The 22,136-nt window shown below is 60.5% G+C and carries 17 protein-coding genes; 16 read left to right on the forward strand and 1 reads right to left on the reverse strand.

Annotated features, from left to right (window positions below; translation table 11 throughout):
* Nucleotides 1-172: 172 nt before the first annotated feature.
* From RY113_RS14895 to RY113_RS14950, 12 genes are all read left to right on the forward strand, one after another.
* Nucleotides 173-1,156, forward strand: a complete 984-nt coding sequence (locus RY113_RS14895; protein ID WP_315915201.1) for an urea transporter — start codon at nt 173-175, stop codon at nt 1,154-1,156.
* A gap of 70 nt (nt 1,157-1,226) precedes the next feature.
* Entirely contained in the window at nt 1,227-3,356 is a 2,130-nt protein-coding gene (locus tag RY113_RS14900; protein WP_315915202.1) for a UvrD-helicase domain-containing protein, read from the forward strand.
* A 121-nt stretch (nt 3,357-3,477) separates the two neighbouring features.
* Nucleotides 3,478-4,059 (forward strand): hypothetical protein, encoded by a 582-nt coding sequence (locus RY113_RS14905; RefSeq protein WP_110105448.1) that lies wholly within the window; start codon nt 3,478-3,480, stop codon nt 4,057-4,059.
* Nucleotides 4,060-4,205: 146 nt separating this feature from the next.
* Nucleotides 4,206-5,219: a GTP pyrophosphokinase family protein gene (locus tag RY113_RS14910; RefSeq protein ID WP_110105449.1), complete on the forward strand. Its 1,014-nt coding sequence runs from the start codon at nt 4,206-4,208 to the stop codon at nt 5,217-5,219.
* Between the two features lie 124 nt (nt 5,220-5,343).
* Nucleotides 5,344-6,522: an ABC transporter substrate-binding protein gene (locus RY113_RS14915; protein WP_315915203.1), complete on the forward strand. Its 1,179-nt coding sequence runs from the start codon at nt 5,344-5,346 to the stop codon at nt 6,520-6,522.
* 173 nt (nt 6,523-6,695) lie between these two features.
* A complete protein-coding gene (locus RY113_RS14920; protein ID WP_315915204.1) occupies nt 6,696-7,883 on the forward strand; it encodes an ABC transporter substrate-binding protein in 1,188 nt (395 codons plus the stop codon).
* A complete protein-coding gene (locus tag RY113_RS14925) occupies nt 7,880-8,677 on the forward strand; it encodes an ABC transporter ATP-binding protein (protein WP_315915205.1) in 798 nt (265 codons plus the stop codon). Before RY113_RS14920 ends, RY113_RS14925 begins: the two co-directional genes overlap by 4 nt.
* Nucleotides 8,670-9,566 carry an ABC transporter permease gene (locus RY113_RS14930; RefSeq protein WP_110105453.1) on the forward strand — a complete coding sequence of 299 codons (897 nt, stop codon included), beginning with the start codon at nt 8,670-8,672 and terminating at the stop codon, nt 9,564-9,566. Before RY113_RS14925 ends, RY113_RS14930 begins: the two co-directional genes overlap by 8 nt.
* 131 nt (nt 9,567-9,697) lie before the next feature.
* The gene (gene cobA / locus RY113_RS14935) at nt 9,698-10,951 is read left to right on the forward strand and encodes a uroporphyrinogen-III C-methyltransferase (RefSeq protein ID WP_110105454.1); all 1,254 of its coding nucleotides are present in this window, start codon (nt 9,698-9,700) and stop codon (nt 10,949-10,951) included.
* A gap of 33 nt (nt 10,952-10,984) precedes the next feature.
* Nucleotides 10,985-12,445, forward strand: a complete 1,461-nt coding sequence (locus tag RY113_RS14940) for an FAD-dependent oxidoreductase (protein WP_179442487.1) — start codon at nt 10,985-10,987, stop codon at nt 12,443-12,445.
* A 118-nt stretch (nt 12,446-12,563) separates the two neighbouring features.
* Entirely contained in the window at nt 12,564-13,832 is a 1,269-nt protein-coding gene (locus RY113_RS14945; RefSeq protein WP_315915206.1) for a hypothetical protein, read from the forward strand.
* Nucleotides 13,833-13,933: 101 nt separating this feature from the next.
* On the forward strand, nt 13,934-15,043 hold the full coding sequence (locus RY113_RS14950; protein ID WP_315915207.1) for a hypothetical protein: 1,110 nt from the start codon (nt 13,934-13,936) through the stop codon (nt 15,041-15,043).
* Between the two features lie 168 nt (nt 15,044-15,211).
* On the opposite strand, the gene RY113_RS14955 is transcribed toward RY113_RS14950, so the two are convergent.
* Complete coding sequence (locus RY113_RS14955) at nt 15,212-16,660, reverse strand: PucR family transcriptional regulator ligand-binding domain-containing protein (RefSeq protein ID WP_315915208.1); 1,449 nt, start codon at nt 16,658-16,660, stop codon at nt 15,212-15,214.
* A 163-nt stretch (nt 16,661-16,823) separates the two neighbouring features.
* Here RY113_RS14955 and RY113_RS14960 point away from each other — a divergent pair, with 163 nt between their 5' ends.
* From RY113_RS14960 to RY113_RS14975, 4 genes are all read left to right on the forward strand, one after another.
* Nucleotides 16,824-18,254, forward strand: a complete 1,431-nt coding sequence (locus tag RY113_RS14960) for an aminobutyraldehyde dehydrogenase (protein ID WP_110105458.1) — start codon at nt 16,824-16,826, stop codon at nt 18,252-18,254.
* Between the two features lie 59 nt (nt 18,255-18,313).
* Nucleotides 18,314-19,675 carry a 4-aminobutyrate--2-oxoglutarate transaminase gene (gene gabT / locus RY113_RS14965; RefSeq protein WP_110105459.1) on the forward strand — a complete coding sequence of 454 codons (1,362 nt, stop codon included), beginning with the start codon at nt 18,314-18,316 and terminating at the stop codon, nt 19,673-19,675.
* Between the two features lie 399 nt (nt 19,676-20,074).
* Nucleotides 20,075-21,004, forward strand: a complete 930-nt coding sequence (locus tag RY113_RS14970; RefSeq protein ID WP_315915209.1) for a hypothetical protein — start codon at nt 20,075-20,077, stop codon at nt 21,002-21,004.
* 68 nt (nt 21,005-21,072) lie between these two features.
* On the forward strand, nt 21,073-22,125 hold the full coding sequence (locus RY113_RS14975) for a hypothetical protein (protein WP_315915210.1): 1,053 nt from the start codon (nt 21,073-21,075) through the stop codon (nt 22,123-22,125).
* Nucleotides 22,126-22,136 lie beyond the last annotated feature (11 nt).

Genomic DNA, 22,136 nt, shown 5'->3' on the forward strand with positions numbered 1-22,136 from the left:
ACATCTACCTCATGATGCTCAGGCCCACGGCTTTTCCCACGTTCACGGACAAACCCATCGTTGATCCGGCCACCCGCCTGCAAGGAGCCGCGACCAGCACAAATTCGGCAGCGGATCCACCCACCTGCGCGCCGTGTCATTAGCGGCCCCGAACCGAGAGTAAAGTCTCGATGTGAACCATATTCAACCGGCCGCCCGGCCATCGAGGGAACCGCTGCTGCGCAGAGCTGGCCGTACGCTGCTGCTTGGCTTCTCGCAGATATTCTTTCAGGATCAAATGCTCCCCGGGCTGCTGATCTTGGCCGCTTTTGCGGTGGCCAGTTGGCAGATGGCGCTTCTGGCACTACTGGGCTGCGCAGCCTCCACGGTGACCGGATTGCTGATGCGGGCACCGGCGGCGATGGTGCGCGCCGGCGACCACGGATTTTGCGGAGCACTCGTGGGAGCCGCGGCGTTCGCGGCTATTGGTGGCGGTCTGCCGGGAGCCATCGCTGCGCTTCTGGGCGGTGCGGCGTGCGCACCCGTGACGTGGGGTTTTCAAAGATTCTTCCGAACCGCACTGCTCGGGCCCCTCAAGTTACCCTCCATCACGGCACCGTTCTGCCTTGTTGCCGGTATTTTGTTCTTCGCCACGGCAGACCGTCGCGTGGCACCGGCCTACATCACGATGGACGGATCGCCTGTTGCCCTTTTCCTGCGCTCCATTTTGGCCAATGTGTCCCAGGTGGTGCTGATTGACTCCGTGATTGCCGGCGGGCTGATCCTTGCCGCCCTATTTCTTGCACAGTGGAAAGTGGGGTTGGCAGCTTTGGTGGGCAGTGTCCTCTCAAGCGTGATAGCTGTGGCCACCGGAGCGGACCCCCTGCTGTTAGGGCACGGCATGTTGGGCTACTCCAGTGTTCTGGTGGCCATTGCCATGGCTGCGTTGTTCGTGGCAGGTTCCTGGCAGCCATGGGCATTGGCCGCGGTGGGGGCGCTGCTGGCTGCTGGGCTTTCGATGCTCACTCAGGGTGTGCCCGCCCTTTATACTTGGCCTTTTGTGGTGGTCACGTGGCTGCTGCTAACAGTGGTCCACTTTGTGCCCGGACTCAAAAGGTCGCGTCCGGGCAGCTCAGATGACGCACCGCCGAAGGTACACGCCGGCGAGTTGAGCTAGTTGGAATATTTTCGTAGGTATTGGTGTTGCCTCGTAAGCGAGAACAGTTCTACGTAGTGAAAGAGTGTAAGTGCCCTTTAATAACGTGACCACACTTGTTACAGATGACGCCGCAGCGCACATAGGAACCGCAGCGGAGGAACAGCTCATCCTCGACGAGGCCTTCGCCCGCCGCGACGGGATACTTGAGCGCCTTGAGGCGGAGCTCGCCACCCCGGCGCAGGACGCCGTTGAGCAGGCCCGGATGCGCATGCTGATCCGCCGCCGTGCGGAACTCCAGCACGCGGAGCAAGGTTTGATCTTCGGCCGGATCGATGCACTCGATGAGACAGTGCGCCATCTGGGGCGCGTGGGTATTCCCAGCCCCAGCGACGACGGCGATCCTCTCGTCATCGACTGGCGTGCACCGGCCGCACGAGCCTTCTACACGGCCACGCCGGTGGACCCGCAAGGCCAGGCCCGCCGTCGCCATATACGCACCCAAGGGCGCAAGGTCATCAGCTTTGATGACGAGCCGCTGGATGGTTCCAGGGCCAGTGAACTGGTGGGTGAGGGGGCCCTGCTCGCCGCCCTCGGTGAGCGGCGCACGGGCCAGATGAGTACAGCAGCGGCAACGTTGCAGCGTGAGCAAGACGATGTGGTTCGCGCGGATTCCCGCGGCCCGCTGGTTGTCCAGGGCGGACCGGGCACCGGAAAAACCGTGGTGGCCTTGCACCGGGTGGCGTACCTACTTTTCACGTATCCCAAGCTCGCCGCGCAGGGCGTCTTGGTGATGGGACCGTCACCTCGTTTTCTGGACTACATTGCCCAGGTACTGCCGGCGCTGGGGGAGACTGCAATAGTCTCGGCGACCTGCGACACCCTGGTTCCTGGCATCAGTGTGGAGCGTTCGGAACAGCGTGAGGTTGCAGAGATCAAGGGCAGGGCGCTATGGCAGCAGGGGCTCGCCCGGTATTGCGCATCGCGCCTGCCGCAACCAGCCGGCGTCGAACTGCTGTGGGAAGGGGAACGGTACACGATTGATGAAGCGCAGATCGTCCGGACCGTTGCCTCGGCAACCTCGGGACGCTCTTACCATGGTGCGCGCGCAGTGTTCATCCAGCAGGTCCAGGACCAACTCACCGATGCCGTCGTGGCACGCAGCGAAGCGACGATGGCACAGGTTGAAGACGGGCTTGAGGACCTGCTCAGCGACTTCGATGCCGTCTTCACCCACACCGATAATCGCGCTGTGCGCTCCGGGGCAACAGGCACTGACGTCGACGGGATGCTCACCGAGGAAGACATTGACCTCCTCCGTGAGAGGATCGCGGATGATGACGGCGTGAACGCAACGCTTCAGCGGTGGTGGCCAACACTCGATACGACGGCCGAACTGCGCCGGCTCTTAGGCGATGAGGCACTGCTGGAGCAGTGGGTGCCGGAGCTTACCGATGCCGAACGGGGATTGATCGTCGGCGAGCCACAGACGTGGGCCAGCAGTGATCTGCCCTTGTATGATGCGTTGGCTGATTTGTTGGGCGATGTCATCCCCAACAATGGGCAGGGCGAATTTATGAGCGATCGTGCTGGCGCACAAAGGGACTGGGTCTACGGCCACATTGTCATTGACGAGGCCCAAGAGCTTTCGGAGATGCAGTGGCAAATGGTCATGCGCCGCTGCCCTTCCCGATCGATCACCGCTGTTGGCGACATCGACCAAGCCGAGGCGCCCCACCGACACGCCACCTGGCAAGAAGCGGTCAGTGCTGCCTTCGGTGAAAGGTGGACCGAGGCGCAGTTGACCATCTGTTACCGCACGCCTCTGGAGGTCATGGCTCTCACCGGCGCAGTACTTCGCAACGCCGGCAGCCAAAATGAGCCTCCTCGCGCCGTTCGCGCTGCTGGCATTGAGCCGTGGGAACGCTCCGTCAGCGAAGATGAGCTGGCCGCTGAAGCAGTACGCGCCGTCGAGCAACTTTCAGCACGCTGGGAGGGCGGGATGGTCGGTGTGATTGCGCCCCTGGAACGCTTGCCAGCTTTGCGGGAGGCCCTGCCCGGCACCCCAGTGCTCTCCGCGACTGATGCCAAGGGGCTGGAATGGGATGCCACGTTGCTCATTGACGCGCCAAGCATTGCCGCTGCGCCGCGCGGGTGGAACGGACTCTATGTGGCGCTGACTCGTTGCACCCAAGAGCTGGGGCAACTGCTGGTGAGGTAGAGAACTCCCGAGCTAAAGGTGCCGGTCTCGAGGCGGATGGCGTCCTCGTCGGGTTGCGTTCAGCCGGAGGAGCAGTGGCATTTTCGTGGCAAATGTTGCTGCCGCAGAGTAGGCTCCCCACATGGAAACCGATCAGCTATTCCTCGCCACTGACGCCGCACTTCGAAGCGTCATTGACCGCATCGCCCCAGAGGATTTTGATAAGCCGGTTCCCGCCGGATGGACGCAAAGTGCCAATCCCACCATCCTGGACATCCTCAGGGCTCACGCCTACGACGAGGCCTGGGTTCCCGCAGTGATTGCCGGTGCTTCGGTTGCGGACGGGGATGAGCTGCGCGACCGCGATCTCCTTGGGGATGACCCGATCGCTGCTTATGACACGCTGAACGACGCCGCAACGGCCGCTGTTCAAGCGGGCGTCGATGGGGAAGCAATCTTCCGTTTTCAGTACGGCGACTACCCTGCAAAGGAGGGCTTCGCACACCTGGCAATGTATCGGGGTTTTCAAGCGTGGCTTATTGCCAAACACCTTTCAATCCCGTTCCATTTGTCCCCCGAGCTGATTGCGGGGATGAATGAACACGTTGTGCCCAACGCGGAACAATGGCGTAGCTTCGGGGTATTTCCGCCAGCGATTGATCCACCGGACGGTGCCGATGATGAGACCCGGCTACTGTGCACAGTCGGGTTCTGGATCCCGTGAACCGGCTCTAGACTCGATGCGCCACCAAGGCGAGCCGTGACATAAACCGCACCGCCAGCCGTATTGTGATGGTCGCAGGGGAGACATTGGCCCGGGCCGTGCGTAGAGTTGTAGCTACAGGGCGCTGGAAGAAATGAGTTGCAATTATGGGGCAGGCAATCGTTCACTTGGACCAGGTATTTGTAGAAAGATCTGCACAAAAAACCGCGTTGGAAGACGCCGCGCAGGCCATTCGCAACACGATTGTGGGCAGGCTCCATGACGATGGGCTCAACCACCACGACGTGCAGTTCAGAGTGAAGTCAGCCGAGTCTGCAGCCGAGAAGATGACCCGTCGCGACCATGACGGCTTGTTGAAATACCCTGGCGGCCTGGCAAAGCTCGATGACTTGATCGGTGTCCGTGTCATCCTCTTCGTGGAATCGGACATTGACGCTGTGGCGATCGCACTCTCTAGCCAGTTCATCTGCCATGACGATGAAGACAAAACCGCCATGATGCGCAAGAACGGCGGCATTGGCTACGCAGGACGCCACCTGACACTTGAAGTGCCGGCCCACAACCCACCCAACGGTTGCCAAGAGTACACCGGTCAGCGTTTTGAGGTGCAGATCCGCACGGTACTCCAACATGCCTGGGCGGAGTTTGAACACGATATCCGTTTCAAGGGATCAAGCGGTGACAACGCCGAAATCAGCCGAGCCTTCACCATGGCCTCCACACTCATTGAGCTGGCGGACCAACAATTTGTGAACATTAGCGACATCCTGAAACGGTTGCAGGTCGAAAGTGCCACTGATGCTGCCCAAGAAACCAAGCTGCTTGACGCCGGATCCCTCCAAAGCGTGTTGGCCCGCGCATTCCCCCAATACCGCACCAGCAAAGAAAATCAGTACGACTGGATGGTCCGTGTTCTTGGCGTCAACGGGATCGACACCGTCAACGCTGCGGAGGAATGGTTCAGCTCAATGGATCCGGACCGGGTTGCCAGAATCATGGAATACAGGTTCTCACCGGGACAAGTCCGTGTGGCTGATGACCTCCTTCTGGAAACGTTGGGAGAATCCTACGTTGATGCCACTAAAGAGGTTGGTAGTGATATCAACAGGGAAAGGAAACTGCGCTCGCGGCTGCGTAAGCTTCGCCCCGGGAGTGACTGAACGTTTCGTCATGCTGGGGAATCGCGTAGCCGAGGGTGCACCAATTTGTGACGTGGAATGACTGTGCGTGACGCAGCACGTCAGCATCATTGTGGGTGACTGGCGCCTTCCCTAGCCTTGATCCATGACGAGAATCCCCGCCACTCCACCGGAGTCCACAGCCGCTCCAGAGCTGAAAACCATCCGCATCGTGGCCGGTCAAAAAACTCGCCACAAGTTGCGCAAGGTGGAAATCGTGGTCCTTGCCGCACTGATTGCCTTGATCAGCGCTGGTGCGGCCATCGCGGCAGGGAGCGCGGGCACCAACACCGCCACCAACTACGCCAACGATGGGCACGCCGTAGCTGGTCCCGCCGCCAGCCTCCGGCTCGGGTACTTCGCAAACGTCACCCACGCTCCAGCCCTGATCGGGGTCAACAACGGCATTCTCGCAAGACACCTCGGGGCCACAACGTTGGAAACCCAGGTCTTCAATGCTGGCCCTTCAGCGATCGAAGCCCTGAACGCCGGGGCCATCGACGCCGCCTACCTGGGCCCCAACCCGGCCATCAACTCCTTCGTCACAAGCGGCGGCGAGTCCATCCGCATCATCGCCGGCGCCACGAGCGGTGGTGCCCAACTTGTGGTCAAACCCGCCATCACCTCGGCGGCGCAGTTGCGCGGGAAGGTCCTAGCCACCCCGCAACTAGGCGGCACTCAGGACGTTGCGCTGCGCTCGTGGCTGGCCGGCCAAGGCATGGCCACCACGCCCAGCGGTGGGGGTGATGTCACCATTAACCCCACCGACAATGCCAGCACCTTGAAACTTTTCCAAGAGGGGAAGCTCGACGGTGCCTGGTTGCCTGAGCCGTGGGCCTCGCGCCTAGTGCTCCAGGCCGGGGCAAGAGTGCTCGTCAATGAAGCGAACTTGTGGGACCAGGGTAAGTTCGCCACCACCATTTTGATCGTTAGCAAGCAGTTCCTGGTAGAGCATCCACAAACTGTTGAGGCCCTGCTGGCCGGCAACACCGAGGCCATCGACTGGCTCAACACTCATCCAAAAGATGCCGCCACGGCAGTCAATGCGGCGCTGAAATCGGCAGCTGGGAAAGAACTGCCCAGTGACGTCCTGGACCGTTCCCTGGCGGGACTTTCGTTCTCCGCCGATCCGCAGGCCGGCACGTTCCCCAAACTGTTGGCTGACGGGGTAAATGCGGGGGTTGGCAAGCCAGCGAACCTGTCAGGCATCTTCGAGCTGCATCCGCTGAACCGGATACTGGAGAAGAATGGCCAGCCCGCGGTATCTGCCGCAGGCATGGGCTGAACACGGGCAGCCAGGCCCGTCGGCTACCAACATTTTATGACGCTCAATGACCTTGTATGACCCAAGGAGTCCCGTCATTGAACCGGCGCACCGGCAGTCCCTAACGTTTAACCATGACGACCGGCAGGAGAGTCTTCCCGGCTGCCACCCCACCCATGCGAAGGATCTGTCCCATGACGGCAAGCAACCGCCCTGAAAAACCGCAGAGCCCCGATTCCGTGCACAACGTTCCCGTGCTGCGGCTGCGGCGCATCGTTGCCGGTGAGAAGCCCCAGCACAAGCTTCGCGGAGTGGAAGTTTTTGTTCTCGCTGCACTCATTGCCTTGATCGGGGCAGGGGCGGCCGTGGCCAGCGTGCACGCCAAGGGCACCGATTCTGCTGCGCTCGTCCCGGAAACCGCGCCGGCGGCCGTCGTCAAGCTTGGCTACTTTGGCAACATCACCCACGGACCGGCACTGGTGGGTGTGCAAAAAGGTATCTTCGCCAAAGATTTGGGTGCAACACAACTGAAAACGCAGGTCTTCACCACTGGCCCTGCCACGGTTGAGGCGCTCAACGCAGGCGCCATCGACGCCACCTACCTTGGCCCTAATCCCGCACTGAACTCCTTTGTGCAAAGCGGTGGCGAATCAATCCGCATCATTGCCGGTGCCGCCTCGGGTGGAGCCCAATTTGTGGTCCGGGCGGACATTACCGATGTTGCACAGCTGCGCGGGAAAACCATCGCCACCCCGCAACTAGGCGGAACCCAGGATGTGGCGCTACGCAAATGGCTGGGAGAGCGGGGGCTGAGTACCAACACCACAGGCGGCGGTGACGTCACCATCAACCCCACCACCAATGCCCAAACATTGCAGCTTTTCCAGGAGGGCAAGGTCGACGGCGCATGGGTCGCCGAGCCCTGGACCTCCCGCATGGTGCTCCAGGCAGGGGCCAAAGTCCTAGTCAATGAGGCTGACCTCTGGGACAACGGCGAGTTCAGCACCACCGTGCTCGCCGTCAATAAAACATTCCTAGAAGCACACCCGCAAACGGTGGAGGCGTTGCTGAGGGGACATATGGAATCTCTCAAATGGCTCGATGAGCACCCAACCGAGTCTGGCACCGTCATCAACGAGGCGCTGAAGGTGGCCATTGGAAAGCCTTTGGAAAACAAGGTGATTGCCCGGTCCCTCTCGGAACTGACATTCACTGCGGATCCTTTGGCGGCCACATTCCCCACGCTGCTGGACCACGGGGTCAGTGTTGGTGTTTCCAAGCCGGCTGACCTCAAAGGCCTCTTCGAGCTGACGTTGTTGAACAAAGCACTCAAAGCAGCCGGCGGACAACCCGTCACGGCGGCAGGATTAGGAACACAATGACAGAGCTACTGATTGCTGACGCCACGACTGGCACGCCCAGTACACGGGAGGCCGGCGGCGCAAACCGGGCACCCGCCGTCGTCCTGGAAAACCTGGGCAAGCGCTTTGGGGACGGCGCGCCGGTGCTTGATAACGTGAACGCGACAGTGGGCCAAGGCGAGTTTGTGGCACTGCTGGGCGCGTCGGGCTGTGGGAAATCGACCCTGCTGAACATCATTTCAGGTCTGGACGTACCTAGCGCCGGCGCCTTGGAAGTGCCCGAGGACGGGGCGGCGTTCATGTTTCAGGACTCGGCCCTGTTCCCGTGGCTCAGTGCACGCGGAAACGTTGAACTGGCGCTGAAGCTGCGCGGTGTGGGCCGGGCTGAACGCAGGATCCGCGCGGCGGAGTTGCTGGAGCTGGTGAATCTGAGCCATTCGGTGGCCAAGCGTCCGCATGAGCTCTCTGGCGGTATGCGTCAACGTGTGGCGCTGGCCAGGGCGCTGGCGCAGGACAAGCCACTGCTGCTGATGGATGAGCCTTTTGCCGCACTGGACGCCATCACCCGGGACCTGCTGCACAATGAGCTGGAACGGGTCTGGAAGGAAACCGGGCGCACCATCATTTTTGTCACCCACAACGTCCGCGAAGCCGTGCGGTTGGGGCAGCGCGTGCTACTGCTCTCCTCCCGGCCCGGCAAGGTGGTTGCGCAGTGGAACGTCTCCGAGGAACACCGAACGGATGCAGGCGCGGCCGGAGAGCTGACCGCGGACATCACCGCCCGATTACGCCAGGAGATCCGTAAACATGCCTGAAACAGTAACGTCACCGTTGATAAAAAGTGGTACTGAAGAGGAGATGCGCTCCCTCGAAGCGGGGCTGGATTCGCTGCAATCAGAGTCAGTTGAGCGGAGAGGGTTCGATTTCTCCCGCGTGCTATTGCCGTTGGCCGCCTTTATTGTGGTGTTGCTGGCGTGGCAGTTTTATGTTTCGCTGGGCCTGCGACGCCGGGATTTGGTACCTGGACCGCTGGATGTGCTGGGCTCACTCGGTGCGTTGTGGCAGAACGGAACCGCGCAGGAAGCGGTGTGGACCTCATTGCAGCGCGGCATCATGGGCTTCACCATCAGCATTGTGGTGGCCACACCGATTGGCCTGCTGCTCTCCCAAGTGAAGCTGTTGCGTCGCGCTTTTGGCCCGCTGATTTCAGGGCTGCAGGTGCTGCCCTCCGTGGCGTGGGTGCCGGCCGCCATCATCTGGTTCGGGCTGACTGATGCCACCGTCTACTTCGTCATGTTCATGGGCGCCATCCCCTCCATCATCAACGGGCTCATCGCCGGCGTGGACCAAATCCCGCCGCAATACCGCCGCGTGGGCCAGATTCTGGGTGCCTCACGGTGGGAAATGGCTGTGAACGTGGTACTCCCGGCAGCACTGCCCGGCTATGTGGGCGGATTGAAACAGGGCTGGGCATTCTCCTGGCGCTCGCTCATGGCAGCGGAGATCATCGCCATGGGCGGCTCTTTGGGATTCGGCCTCGGCTCGCTCCTTGAGCAGGGCAGGCAGCTTTCTGACATGGGGATCGTGATGTCCGCAATCTTGATCATTTTGTTCGTGGGCATCGCCGTTGAACTGTTGATCTTTGCCCCCGTGGAAAAGCGGTTGCTGCGCGGACGCGGCCTCCTCGCAGGGAGCACCCGCTAGCCTGACCCCGGAGCGGAGCTGTTTTGTTGAGCCCCTGACACTACGTAAAATGTGTCCTCCCGTGACTCCACGTGAACAGGTGTAACGCGTTCCTTGTGTGCAAATATCGCTCCTCTCTAAGGTTTTGTGTCATGGCTATTGTTGATCTCTTCCCCACCTCATTGAGGCTGCTGGGCCGTCCCGTCCTGGTGGTGGGCGGCGGCACCGTTGCGGCCCGCCGCGCCAAGGCCCTGCTAGACGCCGGAGCCCAAGTGACGCTGGTTGCCCCGGTTCTCAGCGTCCCGGCGCAGGAGCTGGCGGATGCCGGGCTGCTGCGCTGGCATGCCCGCGGTTATGAAAGCACTGACATGACACAGGCTTGGTATGTTGTGGCCGCCACTAACAACAGCGCCGTGGACTCCCGTGTGGCTCTCGACGCCGAAGCGAACCGCACCTGGTGCGTGAACCACTCAAATGCGCAAGAATCCGCGGCATGGACACCTGCCGTGGCTACTGTTGAGGACATCAAGGTTGCCGTCAACGCTGGGGGAGACCCGCTGCGGGCAGTGGCCATCCGCAACGCCATTTCAGCGGCGTTGGAAATTGGTGAACTGCCCCTGCGGCGTTACCGGACTGCCGGCCAGCGCGGCTCGGTTGCCCTTGTTGGTGGCGGCCCCGGAGCAGAAGATCTCATCACTGTCCGTGGCCGGCGGCTCCTGGCCGAGGCGGACGTGGTGGTTGCTGACAGGCTCGGCCCGCGCGGCCTGCTGAGCACCCTCAGTGATGACGTCAAAATCATAGAGGTTGGTAAAACACCCGGCCACCACCCCGTAACGCAAAGCGAAATCAATGCGATCCTGGTCCGGGAGGCGCAGGCGGGCAACAGGGTGGTCCGGCTCAAGGGCGGGGATCCCTACGTGCTGGGCCGCGGTGGTGAGGAAGCCATCGCCTGCCGTGAAAACGGTGTTGATGTTCAAGTTGTCCCCGGTGTCACAAGCGCCGTCAGCGTTCCCGCAGCCGCTGGTATCCCCGTCACACACCGTGGCCTGGCCAAAGCATTCACCATGATCAGCGGTCATGAGGAACTGGAAAACGTTCCGCAGGGCAGTGATCATACGGTAGTCCTTCTGATGGGTGTTGGCACCTTGAACCGGTCCATCCCCCTTCTCGAAGCTGCTGGACGCGGGCCGGACTGCCCCGTCGCCATCATTGAGAATGGATACGCCAAAAATCAGCGGGTCACCATCGGCACCCTGGGCACCATCGTGGCTCTCGCCCAGGCGGGCCGGGTACGCAACCCAGCGGTCGTCGTCGTTGGTGATGTGGTGCGGGTCAGCCCACTGGCGCCCATTGAATTGGCCACCGCCAATTACGGCACGCGGGAAACTATCAGTTCTCTCTCTTAGACTTATCCATAAGCCCTTTTTGAAAATATAGAAATGAGCACCTCCGTGTCATCACACACTTCAGCTGCGCCAGGAACTGCCGAGCGACCGCTGCGTATTGCCGTCATCGGGTCCGGTCCGGCCGGTGTCTACGCAGCGGACATGCTGACTAAGAGCACTGAAGTGAAGGAAGGGTTGGTTGTCAGCATTGACCTTTTTGACCGCTACCCCGCCCCGTACGGACTGATTCGCTATGGCGTAGCGCCGGATCATCCGCGCATCAAAGGCATTGTGAACGCACTCTACAAGGTGCTGGACCGCGGGGATATCCGCTTCTTCGGCAATGTTGACTACGGCACTGACCTTGCGCTGGAGGACCTGCAAAAGCACTACGACGCCGTCATCTTCGCCACCGGCGCCATCAACGATGCGGACCTGAACATCCCCGGCATTGAGCTGGAGGGCTCCTACGGCGGCGCTGATTTCGTCTCCTGGTATGACGGTCACCCCGACGTCTCCCGCGAATGGCCGCTGACCGCCAAGGAAATTGCCGTGATTGGTAACGGCAATGTGGCCCTCGATGTGGCGCGCGTGTTGTCCAAGCATGCCGATGACATGCTCGTCACGGAAATCCCGGACAACGTTTACCAGGGTCTGAAATCCTCACCCGTCACGGATGTGCACATCTTCGGGCGCCGCGGCCCGGCACAGGTGAAGTTCACGCCCATGGAATTGCGTGAGCTTTCGCATTCCCGTGATGTGGACATTGTCCTGTATGAGGAGGACTTCGACTTCGACGAGGCCTCGGATAACGCCGTCAAGACCAACAACCAGGTCAAGACCATGGTCAATACGCTCACCAACTGGCTGGTTGAGCAGGAGGACGACGCCGCTGACCCCACCACGGGTGCCTCCCGCCGTCTCCACTTGCACTTCCTGCACAACCCCGTAGAGGTTACCGGTCAAGACGGCGTGGTCACGGGTATCAAGTTCGAGCGCACCGAGCTCGATGGCACAGGCAATGCCCGCGGCACGGGCGAGTTCATTGACTACCCGGTCCAGGCCGTGTACCGCTCGGTGGGCTACTTCGGTTCCGCCTTGCCTGACGTTGGCTTTGACCACCAGCGCGGCGTTGTCACGAACGAGGCTGGCCGGGTTCTGGACGCCGACGGAACCCACGTGCCGGGTGTCTACGCGACCGGCTGGATCAAGCGCGGACCGGTGGGTCTGATTGGCAGTACCAAGGGCGACGCCCTGGAAACCATCACGCACCTACTTTCCGACCGCGACTCTCTGCCCCTGGCTACGTCTGCTGCCCCGGAATCAATTGTGGAGCTGCTTGATTCACGCGGAGTGAAATTCACTTCCTGGGAGGGCTGGTTGGAGCTCGACGCCCATGAAAAGGCGCTCGGTGCAGCGGCATCCGAGGCCGGACCGGTGCAGCGCGAACGCGTGAAGGTTGTTCCGCGCGAGGACATGGTTGAGCTCTCGCGCGGAGCATCCGTCCTCGGCTGAGGCTCACATCCTGGATAGTTGAACACTTCGGTGCCCGGTCCGCAAACGTAGCAAAGATGATTATTTCGTTTTTGCTGGAGTTTGCAGGCCGGGCAACGTACTGTTTGTAGTAGTTATTGTGACTGGTGACACCTTGAAGGGTCATCTGGAGCAAAACGGTCTCGTAGTACTTTCTTCACTGGGGGTGAATGCTGTGCATACTGACGCCAAGTCGCTGATGCTTGACGGCACCCCAGTGCGCCTGGTGCGTATAGCTTTTGGAGTGGCGTTGTTCGCCGCTCTTTTCTTCTTTCTAGGGTCATCAGGAGCGTTTGCTGCTCCCGATGCTCCGGATGCTCCGGCATCCTCCGACCAGTCTCCGGCCAAGGGCAAGGGGTTGATCTCAGGAATTCTCTCCCCCGTGGTTAACGTGGTGGATAAGAGCGTTTCGCAGGTTCCCGTTGTCAAGGACATTGTCGGGAACAACACCGTTTCCAAGGTTGTTGCACCTGTTTCGGGAATCACCGACAGGGCTGAACAGACGGCCTCATCGATTCCCGTGGTGGAAAAAGTTATTGCCCCGGTTCGGAACCTCACCACCTCCGTGGTTCCGCCAATGGTCAACGTTGTGGACTCAATTACTGCGCCTGTACTTGGCACCGTTGACCACGTCACGGCTCCGGTAGTGCAGGTTTTGGCTCCCGTTGTTGCCCCGGTGACCGGGACCTTGAAGCCGGTTGTTGACGGCGTCACAGGGACTGTTGTACCTGTGGGCGACGGTGTGAAGGATGTCATTGATCAAGTTCTGCCCCCGGTAAAGCCCGGCACTCCGGGGACTCCCGGCGCCCCCGGATCGGTAGTGCCGGGCACGCCCATCACGCCTGCAACCCCGGGCGCGGACCTTGAACAGAGCGGGACCTCCGCCACTCCTGGCAATGCAACGTCTGCTGCTGACGGCACAGAGAAGTCCTTAGGCGCGAAGGCGCCTCTCGGAGCTCAGCTGCTTGGAACAGAGCGTTCAGGACTAAAATTGTCCGTGTCAGGGGGTCTTGGCTCTCTGGCGCAATACTTGGCTTCAGGGGCGGTGCCTAGATCATCCGGGGCAGTAAATCCCGCGGCCATGGCTGTGCCCAGCCTCCCTGTTGGAAGTAGCGCTTACTTCTCGTGTGACTCGGATACCAGCGGCCTAGCCGTGGGGCCTTGTGCGCCGGCTGTAAGTTCCAGCCCTGCCTCAGCGACCGGTTCCGGAAGTGGCGCCAGTGGCGCCGGTGGACCATCAGGATCTGGGGCAGCACAGGAAAACTTTGCAGGGCACTTCAGCATCGCGGTCCAGGGTTCAACCCTGCGAGATGTCAGCTGGTCCCTGCCTGCCTCCATGCCCTCAAACCCCGGATCAACACCCGGATAGATAACCGTTGAGCCTCTTCCCGACATTTGGGAAAAGCCACGGTGTTTCCTTGCTTGCGGTCGCAACCAGGGTCAAAAAATCTTATTCAGGAGTTGTTCATCATGCATGCAATTTTTCGTCGATCGCTTTGTGCAGCGGTCTTTGCCGGCGGTCTTCTTGCTCTCGGCACGGGTGCAGCGAGTGCTGCCGATCAGTCAAGTTCAGGAACCTCGGATCTTGTCCCCGCGGTCCAGAGCGCCGTATCCCAGCTCTCCAGCAACCACAGCAGCCACGATGCCTCGCCAAGAAGAGGCATTCTCGGTGACCTGCTCGGTGATGTTGTAGGCAGCGTCCAAGTTTCCGTCCCAGTGACGGTTCCGGTGAATGTTTCCGGGAACGCGGTGGGTGTTGTGGGTAATGCGGTTTCTTCTGATTCGCAGGCCACGAACATCACGGTGGTACCTGCGGGTCAGCAGACCTCCAACCAGGGTTCAAATCAGGGCTCTGCCGGTAACGGTGGCCTCTTGGGTGGTTTGTTGGGCAACGTTCTGGACAATGTTCAGGTGGCTGTTCCTGTGACGGTTCCGGTGAATGTTTCCGGGAATGCGGTGGGTGTTGTGGGTAATGCGGTTTCTTCTGATTCGCAGGCCACGAACACCACGGTGGTACCTGCGGGTCAGCAGGCTTCCAACCAGGGCTCTGCCAGCAACGGTGGCCTCCTTGGAGGCATTGTTGGCAACGTTCTGGAGAATGTTCAGGTGGCTGTTCCTGTGACGGTTCCGGTGAATGTTTCCGGGAACGCGGTGGGTGTTGTGGGTAATGCGGTTTCCTCTGATTCGCAGGCAACGAACACCGTGACTCCGGAACTCCCAGTTACCCCAGTTACCCCGGTTACCCCGGTTACCCCGGTTACGCCGGTTACGCCGGTTACGCCTGTAACGCCTGTAACCCCGGTTACCCCTGTTACACCTGTTACGCCGGTTACGCCGGTTACCCCGGTTACACCAGCCACATCAACTCCCGAAACGACGGCTAACTCCGCCGTTCAGCTAACGATTGCCAGTCACATCCAGCCGGAGAGCTCCAATGTTCAGGCATGGGGAGAAGCCGCACCTGCTCAGCTGGCCTACACCGGCACCGGTCTGTGGCCCATCTACCCTGCAACTGCCATTCTGTTGGCCGGTGTTGGGCTGCTCCTGTTGGTGATGCGCCGGGTGAACCCCGGGGTCTAGCGAGCAGTTGCCAGGAAAACGCGACTAGATCCGCGAACTGACCCGTGAGATATGGCGGCTTTGAAGCCTCAAAGCCGCCATATCTCACGGCTCGTTTGCAGCGATGAGCCGAAGACTCCGGCTAGCGTCCGGGCACAGCCTTTTTCAAGCAGAACCACCCCAACCGGTTCAGGCCGGAGGGGACAGCCTGCGCACGGCCAATGCAAGCCACAGTTGCACACGATCCGGCGTCAGCGCGGGGTCGTATCCAGTCAACTCAGTGATTTGCGTGAGCCTGTAGCGTACGGTGTTGCGGTGCAGGGCAAGAGCATCGGCAACAGCTGCCACAGAACCGTTGAGTCTTAGATAGCTTTCCAAGGTATCTACAAGTTCGGCCCCGTGGGCAGCATCGAACGCGGCGAGCGGTCCCAGCGCTTCAGCGGCCATATCTGCCATCGGTACGTCTTCGCTGGCAAGCAGGAGGGAGGTCAGGCTCAGCCGTTCCGGAACGTTGACCTCTAAGCCGCGTGTGGCTGCTTCACGTGCTTCAAAATAGCTCCAACGCAGTCCATTCGCCTGGGAGTATGCGCCGCCAATTCCCACCGGAGCAGTGATCTTGATGTTGTGCATTTGATGACTTAACGCCCGGCCCAATGCGGCAGGATCACCGGCCTGCGTGGGGACCACCAGCAGCAATTCCTGCTTGCCTTCGGAGCTGATGGTTGCCGCAACAGCACTTTCCAGACCTGCCGGCAGCGTGATGGTTGCAAGAGTGGGGAATTTGTTCGTCTCGGTGCTCACTAGCAGAACAAAGTTCTTACTGGCGGGGGCGATACCCAGATTTTCAAGACGGGCGGACGAATCTGCCGCTTCAAGGGTTCCCCGGACTATGTCGGAAATGACCTGTCCGGCGATCTGCCGCGCACTTTGGCGCCGCTGCACCAAGTTATTCAGCTCAATACTGATCAACCCGCGGGCGTAGTCAACAATCCCGTCGTCGTGAAAGGGGCGGCGGAGCCACAGCGTGCTGGAATCGCGCTTTCCAGTGGATAGCGCCACGGCATGCCAAGCGTCGTCGTCAGGGGCGGCGCCGGCAGATGTTGCGGCCACTTCCCCGCCGTACTGAGTAATAACCAAATCGGCTGCCACCATGGACGAGAGTTTCATGAGCAAGGCCGGGAGCCCACCGCCCGTCAGTAGCGCGCGTGCCAGCACCTGGTGTTCCCGAAGGAGCCGCTCCAATTTTATGTAGTGATCGGAGGAGCGCGCATCCGCAACCAGCTTTCCGATGGCGATGAAAGGAGTGCTGTAGGGAACCTCAACTACCGGAACCGCCCAACGGTTTGCCTCGGCAAGTAGGGCAGCCGGCACAGAATCATGCTCAAATCCGATGCCAAAACCAATTCCGACGGCGCCCGCCTGCTTGATCTGGCGAACAAAGGAACGCTGGGCATCGGCAGTGCCCTGCCGGGCACCCGTGGTGAGGACCAGTTCGCCTCCACTGAGGAACCCCTGTGGATTTTCCAGCTCTGTCACCGCAACCCAGTCGATCGCAGAGGTGAGCGGGGTTCGCACTGAACCCAAGTTTTTTAGGTGCAGGCCGGGTGTGCCCAAAAGGTCTGCCAAGGAAAGTGCCATGCAATAACTATACAAACGCACTACAGCTAATGCCCACAGTGGTGCAGTTGGCTATTCGCTTGAATGTGGTTTCGGGCTTAGGATTTCGCATATGCGGTGTGTGTAGGCCGCGATTTCCCTTCCGAGCTAAAACTCCCACACCAAGCTAAAGAGGTTGAACACTGTGGTCCAGACCTTGCAGAACTTCATCAATGGAGAATTTGTGCCCGTCACCGGCACGGACGCCCTCAACATTGTCAATCCCACTAACGGCGAGGTTGTGGCCAAGGCTCCCATCTCCAGCCAGGCAGATATTGATGCGGCCATGGAAGCAGCAGCGGCAGCGTTCAAAACGTGGAAGCGCGCCACTCCGGGTGAGCGCCAGCGTGTATTGCTCAAGCTCGCCGACGCCGTTGAGGCTCGTAGTGAGGAAATCGTTGAGGCTCAGCACCGCAACACCGGTCAGGTTAAGACGATGATCGCAGATGAGGAAGTAGCTGCCGGAGCCGATCAGCTGCGCTTCTTTGCTGGTGCAACACGCCTCCTGGAAGGCCGTTCCGCTGGCGAATATATGGAAAACTTCACCTCGTATGTGCGCCGCGAACCTGTTGGCGTGATTGCCCAAGTAACTCCTTGGAACTACCCGTTCCTCATGCTCATTTGGAAGATTGGCCCCGCTCTGGCCGCCGGTAACACCGTGGTACTCAAGCCCAGTGACACCACACCTGAAAGCACGCTGGTCTTCGCCGACATTGCCAAAGACATTGTCCCCGCCGGCGTTCTGAACTTTATCTTGGGCAACGGGGCAACAGGCGCCGCCATGGTTGACCACAAGATCCCCTCCATGGTTTCCATCACTGGTTCAGTGCGGGCCGGCATTGCCGTAGCCAAGGGAGCCGCGGAAGGTCTCAAACGTGCGCACTTGGAACTGGGTGGAAAGGCCCCGGCCATCGTTTTCGCTGACGCCAACTTGGGTAAGACGGCGCAGGAAATTGCCGAGTACGCTTTCTTCAACGCCGGCCAGGACTGCACGGCCATCACCCGCGTGCTGGTTGAAGAGTCAGCTCACAAGGAATTTGTGGCAGCACTGGCAACAGCGTCCGAGGGTTTGGAAACCGGCAACGCCGACGACTCCAAGAACTACTTTGGACCGCTGAATAACATCAACCACTTCAACGCCGTGGTCAAGGTAGTGGCGAACATCCCCGAGTACGCCACCGTTGTCACCGGTGGCAAGCAGGTGGGCGAGAAGGGCTTCTACTTCGCTCCGACCGTGGTGGACGGCGTCAAGCAGAGCGATGACATTGTGCAGCAAGAAACTTTTGGCCCTGTCATCACCGTCCAAACCTTCAAAACGGAGGAAGAGGCGCTCGAGATGGCAAACGACGTCGACTTTGCCCTGGCCTCCAGCGTCTGGACCTCTAACCATGGCGTGGCCATGCGCCTCTCCCGCGATCTGGACTTTGGGGTGGTGTGGATTAACACCCACGTCATGCTCACGGCCGAAATGCCGCACGGCGGTTTCAAGCAGTCCGGCTACGGCAAGGATCTCTCGATCTACGGCGTGGAAGATTACACGCGCATCAAGCACGTCATGAGCAACCTGGACGCGTAGTCCAACAATGTTTAGGCGCGGCCACAGTCCCGCCAGCACCAAATTGAAAGGAATTTTCCATGAGTGATATTCAGTACCGCCTTGCCCAAAAACGCGAGATCCTCGGCGCCTTCCCCGGCCCCAAGTCACAGGCACTTAACGAACGCCGCAAGTCAGTTGTTGCTGGCGGAGTGGCTTCCACGGTGCCGGTTTATGTGGCAGACGCCGACGGCGGCATTCTCACCGATGTTGACGGCAACTCCTTCATTGACTTGGGTTCCGGCATCGCCGTAACCTCCGTTGGAGCCTCTGACGCCAACGTTGTTGAAGCGGTTCGGGAGCAGGTGGGCCACTTCACGCACACCTGCTTCATGGTGACCCCCTACGAAAGCTACATTCAGGTTGCCGAAGAACTCAATGCTCTGACCCCCGGCACCCACGAGAAGCGCACCGTGCTGTTCAATTCCGGTGCCGAAGCCGTGGAAAACGCCGTCAAGGTGGCCCGCCTAGCTACGGGCCGCGACGCCATTGTGGCCTTCGACCACGCCTACCACGGCCGCACCAACCTGACCATGGCCCTGACCGCCAAGGCCATGCCGTACAAAACGAACTTCGGCCCGTTCGCGCCGGAAATCTACCGCGTCCCCATGAGCTACCCGTACCGCGAAGAGAGCGACATCAAGGGTGAAGAGGCCGCGCGACGCGCCATCACCATGATCGAGAAGCAGATCGGCGCCTCCAGTGTTGCTGCGATCTTGATCGAACCGATCCAGGGCGAGGGCGGCTTCATTGTCCCCGCCGACGGCTTCCTGCCCACCCTGGCCGCCTGGGCCAAGGACAACGGCGTTGTCTTCATCGCTGACGAAGTTCAGTCCGGTTTCTGCCGCACCGGTGAATGGTTCGCCACGGTGCACGAAGGCGTTGTTCCGGACATCATCACCATGGCTAAGGGAATCGCTGGGGGCCTGCCGCTGTCCGCCATCACGGGCCGCGCCGATCTCATGGATGCCGTCCACCCCGGCGGCCTCGGCGGCACCTACGGCGGAAACCCTATTGCCTGCGCCGCCGCTTTGGCAGCGATCAAGACCATGAAGGAGCACGACCTCAACGGCCGTGCCGCCAACATTGAACGCATCGTCACTGACCGGTTTACGGCTCTGGTTCAGGAGCTTGGCGCCAACAACATCATCGGTGAAATCCGTGGCCGAGGCGCCATGATGGCCATTGAATTGGTTCAGCCCGGCACAGGCACAACAACCAAGGAAGTCAACGCTGAAGCAGCCAAGGCCATCGCCGGCGCCTGCCTGGCAGCCGGTGTCATCATCTTGACCTGCGGCACTTATGGCAACGTGATCCGTCTGCTCCCGCCGCTGGTCATCAGCGATGAGTTGCTCAACGACGGTCTCGACGTCCTATGCGACGCCATCCGCGCGGCGCTCTAGCAAAAAATCAGAATAAGCCCACACACGCAAGGATCCCCGGCTAAGAGAATGACTCTGGGGAGCGGGTAGGGAACAAACGACGGCGGCACTCAAGCCGAGCCTTTTTGGCTCGCCTCGAGTGCCGTTTTTGTTGGGGAGCGGGGAGCGCAGCCAGGTCCAAGCCCGCCAGCATGTCTGTGTCTTACCACTACGACTGCGTCTTGTTGGCGTGCGGAAGCAGGCGATGGGTAGGGTGGAGAGAATATTTTCGTCTCCGTACCGGCGTAGTGGAGTGGCATGGCAGCTAAGAACTTTGATGAACGATATCCGGCCATATTTCAGCCCGGTAACGAGGATTTGCCTGCCAGTATGCACTGGCCCGCGCCAGACGCCACTGTCCCTTCTAAGCTTGTCCCTTCTATGCCTGCAGCCACCGTGCCAGCCAAACTCGTCCAAGGGCCAGAGGCCGGCCACGATCCGTTGCCTGAACCTGTGGGAAAAATAGCGCCGCAAGACGATGTTGCCAGCTCATCAATCGTTGAAACGCCCACCGGCTCCACGGAGGGAGCTTCCACGGCGCAGCGTTCCTGGCGGCTTTGGGGGATGCCGGCGGTTGCCGGTGCGCTGCTGCTGGCGCTGGGTGTCATTGCTCCACTGGTGCCAGTGTGGATGACAGCTGCCGAAGGGGATGACTCCGCTATCGTGTCGGACCAAATGTGGACCTACCTCACGGCACAGTTGGCGGCGCCGATGATCGCAGGAGGGCTGGGAGTCCTTGCAACATTGCTCTTTCTCTACTCCCAGCAACACCCAACCCGCCGCACCGGGTTGCGGCGGGTTTTCGCCTTGGCGGCAGCCGCCGTGGTGGCGGGGGGAGCTTATGCCCAGTTCTCGGTATACCTGATTCCGCCGGTAATTCACGTAGATACCAGTACCGACACTGGGTTTACACATAGCTATTCGAGGGCACCGGACATTGCTATCATCTTGGAAAGCATGGCGTTCGGCCCGTTGCTGGTGGGGTTGTTGATGTTTGCCGCGCTGGCCATTAGCCATAATTTCTCAAGTCGTCGACTCCATACTGTTGGCCTGCTTTTACTGGCTGCCGCAGTTTTTGCGCAGTATGCCCAACTCTTGTTCCCCCAGGTCTCAACTACCCAAGGATTCCAGGGCGCCTACCCCAGCATGCCGGCGTGGACAATCTTGGCTCCCATGCTGGCGCCAGCCTTGGTGGCGGCTGCCGGCTTGGTCATGGCTGGTGCCTTGTTGTACCCGGTAATTAGAGCGATTTACCAGAGGCGTGCGGCCACAGCCACACCACCGGAAGAAGCGGCGGCCGTGGGGTACTAGCTCCAAAAGCTGGTAATGGGTAGGCTGGGGCAGAATATTCTCGGTCCGGATAGGCGTAGTGGAGTGGCATGGCGGGTAATAACTTTGATGGACGTTATCCGGTCATCTTCCAGCCCGGGGGCGTGGACCATGCCACCAACTTTGTGGATCCGGAAGAGCCACAGAAAAACGCGCCAGATCCCGCCGGTAGCGGACAACAGCCCCTCAGGACGCTCTCTGAGTATGCCGGCACTGGACTTACCAACCCAGGGCCGGCCCAAGCGGAAGCCCCGGGAACGGACACTCCGGAGACGGATGCTAGCGACGCTGTGCTTGGTGCGGACATTGAAGGTACCGTCTCGGAGTCACGTTGGACTGCGAGGACCTGGGCAGTTGGGCTTGGCGCCATTGCCATAACTTTTGCTGCGGCCGCTTTTTGCCTGGTGGCAGTGGCATTGATTCCATCGGCCAGCAGCGTTGATCCGAGCACCTCTCATGGCATCATGGTGATCGCGTGGGGGTATGCCATCATCCCAGGTGCCCCGGCTCTTTTAGCGGCCGCACTTGCCCTGCTGGCGGGCATTCTTTTTCTCGGTTCCAGGCAGCACCGGCGCCAAGCTATCCCGCTGTGGGCCGGTGGGGCAATTGTGGGGCTAGTGGCTTTGAGCATCGGAATTTTTGCCCTCTTTGGTGCCACCTTGATGCCTGAAATATATTATGATCCGAGCCGGTGGAACAACCCCCGGGCTATCCCATGGCCAGCGGCTCTGCAACGGGCTACTGCCGCCTTCATTGTCCTTGGACTCATCATCCTTGCCATCGCAACCGTGGCGCCTCCCCGACGCAATGGCACGCCCGGTATTCCCTCCGGCAAACGTGCCGTGGTGGTGGGTGTGTTTTTGACGGCGGCAGGAGTATGGTCCTGGTTTGCTTCGCAGCTATACCCACTTGCGTTGGGTCAGGAAATCCAGATCATCGGCGGGCAGGAGTATTCGCAAACTCCCTGGCCCATGACCGTTGCGGAGACAGGTGGCTCTCTGGTGATGGTGGGTGCTGGTGTCTTATTGTGGGGTGTGCTGCTGCTGGCCCTGCGGGGCCCGCGAGAGCAGGATGCGCTGGAAGCTGCAAGCTCCCTCGAATAAGCACCCGCGAA

The sequence above is a fragment of the Arthrobacter sp. lap29 genome, assembly GCF_032458965.1.
GTDB classification, from domain to species: Bacteria; Actinomycetota; Actinomycetes; order Actinomycetales; family Micrococcaceae; genus Specibacter; species Specibacter psychrochitiniphilus.

Bases quoted from the DNA above. Each gene is read 5' to 3' on its own strand.
- RY113_RS14905 (WP_110105448.1), top strand. From the start codon at position 3,478: ATGGAAACCGATCAGCTATTCCTCGCCACTGACGCCGCACTTCGAAGC.
- RY113_RS14910 (WP_110105449.1), top strand. From the start codon at position 4,206: ATGGGGCAGGCAATCGTTCACTTGGACCAGGTATTTGTAGAAAGATCT.
- RY113_RS14915 (WP_315915203.1), top strand. From the start codon at position 5,344: ATGACGAGAATCCCCGCCACTCCACCGGAGTCCACAGCCGCTCCAGAG.
- RY113_RS14920 (WP_315915204.1), top strand. From the start codon at position 6,696: ATGACGGCAAGCAACCGCCCTGAAAAACCGCAGAGCCCCGATTCCGTG.
- RY113_RS14925 (WP_315915205.1), top strand. From the start codon at position 7,880: ATGACAGAGCTACTGATTGCTGACGCCACGACTGGCACGCCCAGTACA.
- RY113_RS14930 (WP_110105453.1), top strand. From the start codon at position 8,670: ATGCCTGAAACAGTAACGTCACCGTTGATAAAAAGTGGTACTGAAGAG.
- cobA (WP_110105454.1), top strand. From the start codon at position 9,698: ATGGCTATTGTTGATCTCTTCCCCACCTCATTGAGGCTGCTGGGCCGT.
- RY113_RS14940 (WP_179442487.1), top strand. From the start codon at position 10,985: ATGAGCACCTCCGTGTCATCACACACTTCAGCTGCGCCAGGAACTGCC.
- RY113_RS14950 (WP_315915207.1), top strand. From the start codon at position 13,934: ATGCATGCAATTTTTCGTCGATCGCTTTGTGCAGCGGTCTTTGCCGGC.
- RY113_RS14955 (WP_315915208.1), bottom strand. From the start codon at position 16,660: ATGGCACTTTCCTTGGCAGACCTTTTGGGCACACCCGGCCTGCACCTA.
- gabT (WP_110105459.1), top strand. From the start codon at position 18,314: ATGAGTGATATTCAGTACCGCCTTGCCCAAAAACGCGAGATCCTCGGC.
- RY113_RS14970 (WP_315915209.1), top strand. From the start codon at position 20,075: ATGCCTGCAGCCACCGTGCCAGCCAAACTCGTCCAAGGGCCAGAGGCC.
- RY113_RS14975 (WP_315915210.1), top strand. From the start codon at position 21,073: ATGGCGGGTAATAACTTTGATGGACGTTATCCGGTCATCTTCCAGCCC.